This is a genomic window from Aeromonas sp. 1805 (genome assembly GCF_013085525.1).
GTDB lineage: Bacteria > Pseudomonadota > Gammaproteobacteria > Enterobacterales > Aeromonadaceae > Aeromonas > Aeromonas hydrophila.
The window spans coordinates 3787601-3799896 of sequence record NZ_CP038515.1 but is presented as its reverse complement, the minus strand read 5'-3'; the positions used below and the strand labels follow the sequence as shown (position 1 = coordinate 3799896).

The window sequence follows — 12296 nt, the reverse complement described above, 5'->3', positions numbered from 1 at the left end:
CTCCATCTGGGTCTTGGATTTAACGCTGCAGGTCATCTTCTACCTCCAGTTCAAGCTGCTCTTCATCGAGATCCGCCTCGATATCCTCAAACAGCGAATCGCTGCTCGGCATCTCGTCGTCGTGGAAGATGGCTTCCCCTTCCTGGATCATTCGCAGCTGGACGGCGCGCGGATCCTCATCGGAACGCACGTCGGCGGCAAAGCGGAACACCGACTCGTTGACCCGGAATTTGTCGCTGTTGCCAAGGGCGGTGATCATGCCAAGCCGGCGCAGGCGGCGCATGGAGGTACGGATCTTCTCCAAGAGTTTCTTCTTGTCCAGATCGGTGCCACCGGAGCGGCTGTTGACCATCCGCAGCAGCTGCTTCTCGTCGGCCAGGCTCAGCACCTCTTCTTGCAGTTCGCCCATGGCGAACACCCCTTCCGAGGCGAGCCTGTCAGGACTCAGGTAGAGGTAACAGAGTACCTTGCCCACCAGCATGTCGAGCTCGGAGAGGACGGTGGTGCCAATGTCGGCGCTCGGGCGCGGGCGCAGATAGAAGAAGCCTTCCGGCGCCTTGATCAGTTCAACCTGATAGCGGCCGTAGAAGATCTCCAGCTCCTGGTGGTACTCCACCAGCGCCGAGTGCTGTTCGAACTCGTCGGCACTGATGTGGCGGCCGGAGCGCAAGGCGGTGTCAATGCGCGGAAACAAGGGGTTGGCAATCGCCTCTGCGAGCCGCAGTGGCAAGGGAAACTCAGTATTGATCAATGACATAGGCCTGAACCTTGGATCCAGCTTGGTTAATGGGTTTCCATGCGGGCTGACGATGCAGCTGGTGCTCGCCGCTGGCATGGCCCAGGCGCACGGCCTGGTCGATCAGAAGACGCGCCACGTCGAAGTGGGCATGGGCCGGGTAGTCCAGCAGGTATTCGCGCAGCACGTCGGCGAGATCCAGCTGCTGGCCCTGCTCCGGGTAGCGGGCCAGGTAGCGCTCGATGCGCTCGGCCAGCTCCTGGTTGATGTCCACCATCTCCATGTACTCCATCTCGAGCGGCACCTCGCCGGTCACCTCCTCGTCGTGGATGGCGATGGTCTCGTCACGCAGCTCCAGCAGGCGCGGCTCTTCGGCCACCCGCAGCAACCAGTTGTGTTGCTCGAAATTGCGGATGGAGTCGCGCAGCCGCTGGCTGAAGGCGCGGTTCTTGTCCATGTCGATGGCGTTGCGGATGAACTTGTGGACGTGCCTGTCATAGCGGGCCCACAGCTCGATGCACTGCTGACCCCAGCTGGTGATGACATCCAGCCGCCCCTGCAGGGCGTGGGTCAGCTCCTCGACGTGGAACAGATCCTCGCGCCCCTGCGCCGCTTCCTGAATGTTGAGCAGCCCCGCCTGCAGGCGGTGGCCGGCGGCGTCCAGGGTATCTTGCAGCTCGCGCAGGGTCTGACCGGTCTCGTGCAGCAGTTTTTCGCAGCTGTGAATGGCATCGACCCAGTTCTGGGTCAGCAGGGCCGCGATCTCGGTTTTGACCTGATTTTGCTGCTCATCCATGGCGCGCTGGGTCAGATCGATGCGCCCCAGCGTCTCTTCCAGCGAGAAGGTGAGCCGTGGCAGCACCTCGGCATCCCACTGCTCGCGGGTGTTGGTCTCGAGCGCCGCCTTGCGGGCGGTGTCGAGCTCGGCCGCCAGGTGTTCGAGCAGGATGGAGAGCTTGATGGAGTCAACCTGGCGCTGATCCATGAAGAAGTCGACGATGCTCATGCCAAGGCGCGACAGGCGGTAGAGGCTCTCCCCCGCCACCATGTCGGTGTTGAAGCGCGACAGCAGCTGCTGGCGAATGAGATCGTTGATGGCGTTATTGGCGCGACCGGTGAGGGTCTCGTCCATCTGGCCGAAGGCGTTGCTGACATAGCCAAAGGCATCGTGCAGCGCCGCTTCAGACAGATCCGATTCATCTTCGGACAGCGTCTTGATTGCAATCAGAAAGGCCAGCCGATCGGTGGGCAGGTTCAACGCCAACCCCTCCTGCCTGACCCATCCCACCATTTCGGGCAGGGTACGGGATGTACTCATCATGATGTTGTCATCTCGTTGTTGTATTGGGCGCAAAGCCTTGCGCGCGGCTACATCCGGTAGCATCAAAAAAGGGGGCCTCAGCCGGTGGGTTTTTGCGCCATCACGTGGATATAGCGCCCCAGGGAGATAAACGGCTCTTGCCGGCAATATTGCAACTCCATGGCCAGCAGATCGTCGAACTTTTCCCGCTGATCCTGCTTGTGGCGCATGTAGTCGTGGATCACCCGCACCCCGGTCTTGCCGATGATCTTGAGCCCGCCCCGGCCAATCCAGTCGTAGACCTGCTCCGGCAGCTGGGGATTGGTGGGGGTCAGCGCAGTCTGGCGCTTCTTGTTGAGCCCCTGGCGCACGTAGTCAAAATTGCCCACCACCAGGCTCTGGAACAGCAGACCGTGACGGTTGTAAAAAAGCAGCGACAGTATGCCCCCGGCATTGACGAAAGGGAACAGACCGAGCAAGGTCTGGCGCGGCTCGGCGAGCCACTCCAGCACCGCGTGACAGAGCACCAGATCGAAGGTGCCGGTCACGTGTGCTTTAAGATCCTGAATGGGACAATGGATGAGACGAATTCTGTCTTCCAGCCCCTTTTCGGCGATCTGGCTGCGGGCCAGTGCCAGCATTTCCGCCGACAGATCGCACAGCTCCACCTGATGGCCCATGGCCGCCAGCTTCTGGGCGAAATAGCCAAAGCCGCCCCCCGCATCCAGGATGCGCAGCGGCCGATTGCCAAGGCGGGCCAGGCAGGCTTCGATGTCGCTCCACACCACTGTGGTGCGGATGCGCCCCTTGGTGGAGTCATAAATGTTGCGGGCGAACTTGTCGGCGCGCCCGTCAAAACTCTGATCTTGCTTCAAGACGAACTCAACTCTGTGGCCACGGGAAACGGGCCTGACGAAAAAGAGGGTATTCTGTCACATCCCGAATTTGCTGAAAACTCAAGGCGCAGCTCCCTCCCCCAGGTGATTAAAAAAACATCGAGCCGCGCTCACTTTGCCCCCGTTTCGCGCTTTTCGGGGTTGTGCGGGCAGTCACTGCACAACCTGCGTGCCTTGATGGCGCCATGCAGCCTTGGGAAGAGGCGCCTATACAAGGGCGCCAAAATCCTTAATAATTTTTTAATGCATTGTTATATAAGGAATAACAAGTGGACGCCCTGTTTGACCTCAAAAAGTGGCTGGGCCAGCTGCTGATGCCGCTCCCCTTCTCCCTCAGCCTGCTGCTGCTGGCGCTCTTGCTGCTCTGGTTCACCCGTTTCCAAAAGAGCGGCAAGCTGCTGGCCACCCTCTCGCTGCTGCTGGTCACTCTGATGGGGATGCGACCGGTGAGCTACGAGCTGGCCCGCGGGCTAGAGCAGACCTTTCCCCCCTTCGAGACAAGCCAGCATCCCGACATCGAGGCCATCGTGGTGCTCGGTAACGGCCATGTCAGCGACCCGGCGGTGCCCGAGCGATCCTGGCAGAACAATATTGCACTGGCCCGCACCCTCGAAGGGGTTCGCCTTGCCCAAGCCTATCCCGAAGCCGAGCTGGTGTTCTCCGGTTATGTGTCCGGGGATCCCCTGTCGAACGCCGAGGTCAACGCCCGCATGGCGGTGAGCCTAGGCATTCCCCGCTCGCGGATGACGTTGTTTGAAAACAACAAAGACACCCACGACGAGGCGGTCAGCATCAGCGCCCACCTCCAGGGCAAGCGGGTGGCGCTGGTGAGCTCGGCAACCCATCTGCCGCGAGCCATGGCGCTCTATCAGGGTCAAGGACTGAACGCCGTGCCCGCCCCCACCGACTACACCGCCAAGCAGAGTCAGGTGGCGCAGCCCTTCTACAGCTACCTGCCAAAAGGGCGCTATCTGATGTACTCCGAGGCTGCCATTCACGAATGGATTGGGGTATGGTGGGCCCGTTTGCGGGGGCAGGTTAACGATTGAGCAATCGAGCCTTTCATTCCTGATTTGGATCAGGAAAGCGAAAAAAAATTACGTCATTTGCCGCCGGGTCAGCTATCTTGGGCTCGGTTCAATTCATATAATGTCGCGCAATCAAATGCCTAGGAGATATACAAGATGAGACAGCACCTGGTAATGGGTAACTGGAAACTGAACGGCACCAAAGCTTCCGTCGAAGCTCTGATCAAAGGACTGACCCCGGCTGCTGCCGCTCATCCTTCTGTGCAAGTCGCCGTCTGCCCGCCGGTTATCTTTTTGGGTCTGGTTGAGCAACTGACCGCTGGCAGCAAGATTGCCTACGGTGCCCAGAACGCCGACGTTCACGAGTCCGGCGCCTTCACCGGCGAGAACGCTCCGTCCATGCTCAAAGCCTTCGGTTGCACCTACTCCCTGGTCGGCCACAGCGAGCGTCGTACCCTGCACGCAGAGACCGACGACGTGGTTGCTGCCAAGTACGAAGCCATCCAGAAAGGCGGCCTGATCCCCGTGCTGTGCATCGGTGAGACTCTGGCTCAGTTCGAAGCCGGCACCACCAACTCCGTGGTCGAAACCCAGCTCAAAGCCGTGATCGACCGTTGCGGTATCGCTTCCTTCGAGAACGCCGTCGTGGCTTACGAGCCGGTATGGGCCATCGGCACCGGCAAGACTGCCACCCCGGAAATCGCTCAGGCCGTTCACGCTCACATCCGTCAGTACCTGGCCGGCTTCGACGCCGCCGTGGCTGCCAAGGTACAGATCCTGTACGGTGGTTCCGTCACCGGTGCCACCGCTGCCGACCTGTTCGGTCAGCCGGACATCGACGGCGGCCTGGTGGGTGGTGCGTCCCTGAAAGTGGACGACTTCTCCCAGATCATCGCTGGCGCGGCCAAGTAATCGGCTGCCATGGAGGGGGCGCTTGCCCCCTCCTGCATATCGCTTTTCCTATGGCAGCCGCCGCATCCCATAGGAAAGCCGATATAGTAAAAGTGGCTTGTCTCATTCAACCATTTCGTATTCGACAACTCAGATCCAGAGGCACTCATGACCAAACAAATCAAACGTATTGGTGTTTTGACCAGTGGTGGTGACGCACCGGGTATGAACGCAGCCATCCGCGCCGTGGTGCGCGCCGGTCTGCATCATGGCCTGGAAGTCTACGGCATCTATGATGGCTACCTCGGTCTGCACCAGGACCGTATCGTCAAGCTGGAGCGTCACAGCGTCTCCGACGTGGTCAACCGTGGTGGTACCTTCCTCGGCTCCGCCCGTTTCCCCGCCTTCAAAGATCCGAAAGTGCGCGCCGAAGCGATCGAAAATCTGAAAAAGCACGGTATCGACGCCCTGGTGGTGATCGGTGGTGACGGCTCCTACATGGGTGCCAAGAAGCTGACCGAAGAGGGCTTCCCCTGCATCGGTCTACCGGGCACCATCGACAACGACATCGCCGGTACCGACTTCACCATTGGCTTTGATACCGCGCTGAACGTGGTGGTAGACGCCATCGACCGTCTGCGCGATACCTGCAGTTCCCACCATCGCATCTCCGTGGTCGAGATCATGGGCCGTCACTGCGGTGATCTGGCCATGTCCGCCGCTGTTGCCGGCGGTGCCGAGTACGTGATCGTGCCGGAAGTGGCGTTCGACAAGGACAAGCTGCTGCAACAGATCAAGGAAGGCGAAGCCAAGGGCAAGAAGCACGCCATCATCACCATCTGTGAGCACGTCACCGACGTGAACGCCCTGGCCAAGGACATCGAAGCCCTGACCGGCCGCGAAACCCGCGCCACCATCCTGGGCCACATCCAGCGTGGCGGTACCCCCACCGCGCGTGACCGCATCATGTCCAGCCGTATGGGCGCCTACGCCGTTGAGCAGCTGCTGGCCGGTCACGGTGGCCGCTGCGTCGGCATCCAGCGCAACGAGATGGTGCACCACGACATCATCGACTGCATCGAGAACCTCAAGCGCCCCTTCGATCAGGAGCTCTACGATCTCTCCACCACCCTGTTCTAAGCCCCGCTTTCAGGTTGCCGTGACAAAAGCCCTCCACTGGAGGGCTTTTTCATTGGACCTTTCTCGCCACACCCGGGGCCATGACGCCATCTCGTTGCAGCCATCCCAGCGCCCCTCGCAGCGCTTCCTCTGTTTATCGCCTGCCCGCCCCCTTCTTCGGGCCACTTGACCCGTTAACCGGCTCAACCGACATTACTTCGGTTAAGGGCTGAAACAACGCGGTACACGGCTCTCTGCAGTCCGGCTTCTGCCGAGAACAGCACCACCTCTCTGCACACTCTTCTTGCTCTGTCTTCTTGCTCTGTCCCTTGGCGTTGCCGACCGCAGGCGCCCCATCGGGCAGCCAACATGCCAGGAAAAGATCCGAACAGAGACGAAAAGTGGGCCGACAGAGCACCATCAGCAGAGGGAATTTTGCAATAAAGACGGGAAGAGACATGTCAGAAGGTGGCGTCACGACAGGGAAAAACCGTTCGACTGCGACAAAAACATGTTGGAGACGGAAAATGGCGCTGACAACAGCCCAAACCATGGCGGGGTCATCACTCCCCCCTAAAAATCGTCTTTTTTTGCCGACATAATTTTAAAAAAACAAAAAAGCCTCATATAAAGCCCCTCTCCAGCGTCACAACGAAATAACCTAATGCATTGTTTTAATTGAAATAACTTAATAATCCACGTCTCTTTACCGCATAACATGACCATCAAGATGATAAAATGAGCTTAAAAATGCAAAAATGAAGCTTTCGATGTGCACTAGACAGTTTCAAGCCAATAAATGCAATCTACTATTGTTTTACCGCACAATTGTGGTATCTTGGTTCCATCAACAGTCAGCCAAGGGAGACAAAAATATGAAAGAGTTTGTGGTTACTGCAGTTTTTACTGTGTTTTTCACTCTGGTTGCCGTCTCTCTGCCGTCACTGTCACAGCTTTGAGGCGGTTAGTTGCCCACCCAGTGATCCTGATGGGCAACGACAGGCATCGCCACGCTGGTTAATTCACCGCTTAATGTCATTTTTTGGTGGTTCATCGAAAACAGCGACCAATACGGCCATTAGTACAACCAAGCGAACATAATTACAGCGGCCTGCCAGAGGTAGCCTGTCAACAGGGGGAGCCAGTGGCTCCCCCTGTTGCATTTGCGTCTGCGGGATTTACTCTTGCCCCCCTCCCCGTCACAATGTCCGCTGGATTCGCCATGCAGGAATTACCATGACACAAGATGCGCTAAGCCATTGGCGTCGTGATCTTCATCGTCTGCCCGAAGCGGCCTGGTGTGAATTTCGTACCAGCTCCCTCATCGCCCACCACCTCAGTGAACTCGGTTTCTCCATCATGCTGGGCGACAAGCTGCTGGCCAGCAACCTCATCATGGGCCGCAACATCGACGTGCAGGCCCAGAAGGAGCGGGCCCTGCGCCAGGGTGCCCATCCGGACTGGCTGGGCAGGATCGAAGAGATAACGGGCGTGATGGGGCTGTGGGACAGCGGCCGTCCGGGCCCGACCCTGGCCTTTCGCTTCGACATCGATGCGGTGGAGGTCGAAGAGAGCCAGGATGAGCTGCATCCCCCCAGCCAGGAGGGGTGGCACTCGCGCAACGCTGGCTGGATGCACGCCTGCGCCCATGATGGCCATACCGCCATCGGGCTGGTGTTGGCCGAGCGCATCGCCGCCCTCGCCGATCGGCTGAACGGCCGCATCAAGCTGTTCTTCCAGCCCGCCGAAGAGGGCTGTCGCGGCGGCAAGGCGCTGGCCGCCGGCGGTCAGCTCGACGACGTGGATGCACTGCTGGCGCTGCACATCGGCATTCATGCCAACAGCGGCGAGCTGGTGGTCAATCCCACCGAGTTTCTCTGCTCCACCAAGTTCGACGTGGAGTTCATGGGGCGTGCCGCTCACGCGGGGCTTGAGCCCAACGCCGGCAGCAATGCGCTGGCGGCGGCCTGCATGGCCACCACCGCCATGCTCGGCATCGCCCGCCACCGCGATGGCATGACCCGCATCAACGTGGGCCAGCTCCATGGCGGCAGCGGCCGCAACGTGATCCCGGGTCACGCCCTGTTGCAGGGGGAGACCCGGGGCGCCACGCCAGCCCTCAACGACTACATGTTCAGCCAGGTGCAGCAGATGGTGGAAGGGGCAGCCATGATGCAGGGCGCCACCTACCTCATCCGCAAGCAGGGTGAAGCCATCGGCATCGACAACAGTCCGGCCCTGCTCGAAGAGATCATCCCGCTCGCCCAGGCGCTCAAGCTGGAGACCATCCATACCCGCCGTTTCGGCGCCAGCGAGGATGCAGGCTTTCTCATCGAGCGGGTGCAGCGAAGCGGTGGCGAGGCGGCCTACCTGATCCTGGGGGCCAATCTGGCGGCGCCCCATCATCACCCGGAGTTCGACTTCGACGAGGCCGTGCTGGCCCCCGGCGTGGCACTGCTGGAGTCCTGGCTGCTGGCCCGCCTCGGCCGCTAGCAAACAGCCGGATACAAACAAGGCAGCCCGCGGGCTGCCTTGTTTTTTTCACCCCTTGCCTGGCAAGGGGCTGGTTGCATCTACTGTCCCAGCACGATGGCCGAGAGGTGGGCGAAGTGGTGGATCTCGTGGGTCGCCTCGCACGGGCCATCCTGGCGAGCCGGGTTGTACCAGCAGGTTGCCAGCCCCTGCGCCGCGGCGCCGGCGATATCGGTCTTGGGGTTGTCCCCCACCATCAGCACCCGCGCCGGATCCGGGCGCTGCATCAACTCGAGGGCATGCTGGAAAATGGCCGCCGCCGGCTTGGTCACCTGTACCTCGTCCGAGATCACCAACGGCTCGAACCACGCGTTCCAGCCCAGCTTGTCGAGGCGGCCGCGCTGCGGCAGGCTGAAACCGTTGGTGATGATCCCCATCTTCACCTTGCTCTTCAACGCCTGCAGGGTCTCCACCACCCCCTCCAGCGGCATGCTCAGGGCGATGATCTGCTGCAGGAAGGTATCGTTCATCGCCATCGGCGCCACGTCCACCTGTTCGGCAAAGAGCGAAAAACGGGTCTGCTGCAGGTGGGCGGCATCGATCTCGCCGGAGTTGTACTGCTGCCAGAGCCGGTGGTTGAGGGCATGGTACTCCGCCATCTTGGGCGGGGTCGGCGTCACGCCGTAAATGTGCAGCGTCTGTTCCAGCGCCTGGGCGACCGGGAAATCGAGCAGTGTTTCGTCCAGATCGAACAACACCCAGTCATAACTTGGTACTTTCACGGGATCCCTTACTGTTCTGGTTGATCAAATTCATTGCGCCGCCCCAGCGGGCCGGCCAGCAGATCCAGTGTCAATCTGACCCCGAATCCGGTCACCTCGCTGCTGACCACGCCATTGCCGCCCTTGTTGCGAAAACCGCTCAAATCGAGGTGCAGCCAGGGGGTCTGGGCGGGGACGAAGCGGCTGAGGAAGCGGGCCGCATCGATGTGATCCGGCGACGAGCCCGGCGCACACTGTAACAGATCGGCCCACTCGCTATCGAGGTTGTCGTCGTAGTCCTCATCCAGCGGGAAGGGCCAGATCCGCTCGCCGCTGCGCTGGCCAAGATTGATCAGCTCCCCCAGCCACTGGGGGCGGTTGGTGAAGGCGCCGCTGTAGCGGCTGCCGAGTGCCCGCTTGCAAGCCCCGGTCAGGGTGGCGTAGTCGATCAGCAGATCCGGATTGTCCTGCACCGCCATGCAGAGGGTATCCGCCAGCACCATGCGCCCTTCGGCATCGGTGTCCACCACCTCGATGGTGGTACCGTTGAGGGCAGTCACCACCTCCCCCGGCCGATAGGCCAGCGGGCCTATGTGGTTCTCGGCGATGGCAAGCCAGCAGTGCACCTCATAGGGCAACCTGGCCCGACTGATGGCGTGGAGCGTCCCCAGCGCCACCGCACTGCCCCCCATGTCCAGGTGCATGCCATACATGCTGCCGGAGATCTTGAGGTTGTAGCCGCCCGAATCGTGGCAGATCCCCTTGCCCACCAGCGCCAGCCGCCGCACCGCATTGGGCGGGCAGTAGCTCAGCTTGACCATGGCGGCCTGGTTGTCTTCCGAGCCGCGCGCCACCGCGATGAAGGCCCCAGCCCCCCGCTCGGCGAGCTGGGCCTGATCGTACTCATGCCACTGCCACCCTTCGCTCTGGGCGAGCTGGCGTACCCACTCCCGGTAGCTGCGGGCTGTCAGATCGGAGGCCGGCGACACCGCCAGATGGCGCGCCAGACCGTTGCCTTCCGCCTCGGCATAGATCCGCGCCAGATCCAGCACGCAATTGGGGGACACCGAAATCTGCTGGTAGCGCCAGGGATCCTCGCTGCGATGCTTGTGACTGGGCAACGGCACGTTGGCGGCCAGCAAGGTGGCCAGCACCAGTTCGGCCAACAGCGTGGTATCGGCCTCGTCAAAACCTTCCAGGTGCAGCCCCAACCGCTCGATCTTGAGCCCGGCCAGCGGCGCAACCCAGCCGCGCACCTGCTTGTAGAGGGCATGATCGCGCGTCGGGTGTGCCGGCAGGAAGATCAGCAGTTGCAGGGTATTGTGCAGCACCAGGCTGTAGGGCGCTTTCTGTCCCAGCGCGATCTGGGCGCCGACGGCGGCAAACTCGGGCAGGGCCAGCAGGCTTTCGCGGCGATCTTCGGCGCAGATCAGCAGGTTGGCGGCCAGGCCGTTGGTGAGGACGGCAGCGAGGCCGGCGTCGTGAATGTCGATCTGCGGCGGCAGATAGGTAAATGGTTGCATCATTGGGCAAGGCCCTCGTCCATGAAGAGATACCAGTGATGATACCCAACAAAGCGGGGTCACAGCCAGATTTGCACTTGAAAATCAATATCAAGCGTGAAGGCGACACAAAGCAGAAAGACCGCGAAGGCGGCTGGATGAAAAACGGTGAGATTGAGGTAATAGAGAAAGGAAGCTGGTTGCGGGGGCCGGATTTGAACCGACGACCTTCGGGTTATGAGCCCGACGAGCTACCGAGCTGCTCCACCCCGCGTCCGAATTGTACTGCCACCACAAGAGACAGAGCAGATGCCCCTTGCTGTCTTCGTCTCCACCGCAGCGCACTAGCGCTCGCCATGGACACAAATAGTTGGTTGCGGGGGCCGGATTTGAACCGACGACCTTCGGGTTATGAGCCCGACGAGCTACCGAGCTGCTCCACCCCGCGTCCGAATTGTATTGCCACCACAAGAGACAGAGCAGTTGCCCCTTGCTGTCTTCGTCTCCACCGCAGGCGCTAGCGCTTGCCATGGATACAAATAGTTGGTTGCGGGGGCCGGATTTGAACCGACGACCTTCGGGTTATGAGCCCGACGAGCTACCGAGCTGCTCCACCCCGCGTCCGAATTGTACTGCCACCACAAGAGACAGAGCAGATGCCTCTTGCTGTCTTCGTCTCCACCGCAGGCGCTAGCGCTCGCCATGGACACAAATAGTTGGTTGCGGGGGCCGGATTTGAACCGACGACCTTCGGGTTATGAGCCCGACGAGCTACCGAGCTGCTCCACCCCGCGTCCGAATTGTACTGCCACCACAAGAGACAGAGCAGATGCCTCTTGCTGTCTTCGTCTCCACCGCAGGCGCTAGCGCTCGCCATGGACACAAATAAGTTGGTTGCGGGGGCCGGATTTGAACCGACGACCTTCGGGTTATGAGCCCGACGAGCTACCGAGCTGCTCCACCCCGCGTCCGAATTGTACTGCCACCACAAGAGACAGAGCAGTTGTCCCTTGCTGTCTTCGTCTCCACCGCAGCGCACTAGCGCTTGCCATGGATTCAAATAGTTGGTTGCGGGGGCCGGATTTGAACCGACGACCTTCGGGTTATGAGCCCGACGAGCTACCGAGCTGCTCCACCCCGCGTCCGAATTGTACTGCCACCACAAGAGACAGAGCAGTTGCCCCTTGCTGTCTTCGTCTCCACCGCAGGCGCTAGCGCTTGCCATGGATACAAATAGTTGGTTGCGGGGGCCGGATTTGAACCGACGACCTTCGGGTTATGAGCCCGACGAGCTACCGAGCTGCTCCACCCCGCGTCCGTATTTTTTCGTTCAGGCTGAGCAGTAGCCTGTTCGAATTCTCTTGTTTATCAAAACATTGCAAGGCAAGTCTGATACAAGAACTCAGATGGTTGCGGGGGCCAGATTTGAACTGACGACCTTCGGGTTATGAGCCCGACGAGCTACCGGGCTGCTCCACCCCGCGTCTGAGGTCGCCAATAATAGGCGCCGGCGCTCAGATTGCAAGTAAATATCCTAAAAAAACTTCATTCGAAGATTAAACCGGCACAAATCGCAGGAATTTGCAACAGA

General features: G+C 60.4%; 9 protein-coding genes and 8 tRNA genes. 4 read left to right on the top strand and 13 right to left on the bottom strand.

The annotated features are described in order from the left end of the window. Positions 1–19: 19 nt before the first annotated feature. From mukE to cmoM, 3 genes are all read right to left on the bottom strand, one after another. Positions 20–757 carry a chromosome partition protein MukE gene (gene mukE / locus E5E96_RS17815; RefSeq protein WP_011706220.1) on the bottom strand — a complete coding sequence of 246 codons (738 nt, stop codon included), beginning with the start codon at positions 755–757 and terminating at the stop codon, positions 20–22. Continuing rightward, the gene (gene mukF / locus E5E96_RS17810; protein ID WP_042067501.1) at positions 738–2057 is read right to left on the bottom strand and encodes a chromosome partition protein MukF; all 1320 of its coding nucleotides are present in this window, start codon (positions 2055–2057) and stop codon (positions 738–740) included. The genes mukE and mukF overlap by 20 nt, the downstream gene beginning before the upstream one ends. 77 nt (positions 2058–2134) lie before the next feature. Then, positions 2135–2911, bottom strand: a complete 777-nt coding sequence (gene cmoM, locus E5E96_RS17805) for a tRNA uridine 5-oxyacetic acid(34) methyltransferase CmoM (protein WP_029303111.1) — start codon at positions 2909–2911, stop codon at positions 2135–2137. Between the two features lie 299 nt (positions 2912–3210). On the opposite strand from cmoM, the gene elyC reads away from it, so the two are divergent. From elyC to E5E96_RS17785, 4 genes are all read left to right on the top strand, one after another. Further along, entirely contained in the window at positions 3211–3981 is a 771-nt protein-coding gene (gene elyC / locus E5E96_RS17800) for an envelope biogenesis factor ElyC (RefSeq protein WP_171283245.1), read from the top strand. A gap of 135 nt (positions 3982–4116) precedes the next feature. Beyond that, entirely contained in the window at positions 4117–4872 is a 756-nt protein-coding gene (gene tpiA / locus E5E96_RS17795; protein ID WP_011706224.1) for a triose-phosphate isomerase, read from the top strand. A 147-nt stretch (positions 4873–5019) separates the two neighbouring features. Continuing rightward, a complete protein-coding gene (gene pfkA, locus E5E96_RS17790; RefSeq protein ID WP_011706225.1) occupies positions 5020–5991 on the top strand; it encodes a 6-phosphofructokinase in 972 nt (323 codons plus the stop codon). A 1215-nt stretch (positions 5992–7206) separates the two neighbouring features. Beyond that, positions 7207–8463, top strand: coding sequence for a M20 family metallo-hydrolase (locus E5E96_RS17785; RefSeq protein WP_043122694.1), 1257 nt, complete (start codon positions 7207–7209; stop codon positions 8461–8463). An 80-nt stretch (positions 8464–8543) separates the two neighbouring features. Here E5E96_RS17785 and yjjG read toward each other — a convergent pair whose 3' ends face one another. From yjjG to E5E96_RS17735, 10 genes are all read right to left on the bottom strand, one after another. Beyond that, on the bottom strand, positions 8544–9224 hold the full coding sequence (yjjG, locus tag E5E96_RS17780) for a pyrimidine 5'-nucleotidase (RefSeq protein ID WP_011706227.1): 681 nt from the start codon (positions 9222–9224) through the stop codon (positions 8544–8546). A gap of 8 nt (positions 9225–9232) precedes the next feature. Next, on the bottom strand, positions 9233–10729 hold the full coding sequence (locus tag E5E96_RS17775) for a leucyl aminopeptidase family protein (RefSeq protein WP_171282730.1): 1497 nt from the start codon (positions 10727–10729) through the stop codon (positions 9233–9235). A 173-nt stretch (positions 10730–10902) separates the two neighbouring features. Continuing rightward, positions 10903–10979: transfer RNA gene (locus E5E96_RS17770), tRNA-Met, on the bottom strand. A gap of 97 nt (positions 10980–11076) precedes the next feature. Continuing rightward, a tRNA-Met gene (locus E5E96_RS17765) sits at positions 11077–11153 on the bottom strand. Between the two features lie 96 nt (positions 11154–11249). Beyond that, positions 11250–11326, bottom strand: a tRNA-Met gene (locus tag E5E96_RS17760). A gap of 96 nt (positions 11327–11422) precedes the next feature. Then, positions 11423–11499: transfer RNA gene (locus E5E96_RS17755), tRNA-Met, on the bottom strand. 97 nt (positions 11500–11596) lie between these two features. After that, positions 11597–11673 (bottom strand) — tRNA-Met (locus tag E5E96_RS17750). A gap of 97 nt (positions 11674–11770) precedes the next feature. After that, positions 11771–11847 (bottom strand) — tRNA-Met (locus E5E96_RS17745). Positions 11848–11943: 96 nt separating this feature from the next. After that, positions 11944–12020: transfer RNA gene (locus tag E5E96_RS17740), tRNA-Met, on the bottom strand. 92 nt (positions 12021–12112) lie between these two features. Beyond that, positions 12113–12189: transfer RNA gene (locus E5E96_RS17735), tRNA-Met, on the bottom strand. Positions 12190–12296: the final 107 nt, after the last annotated feature.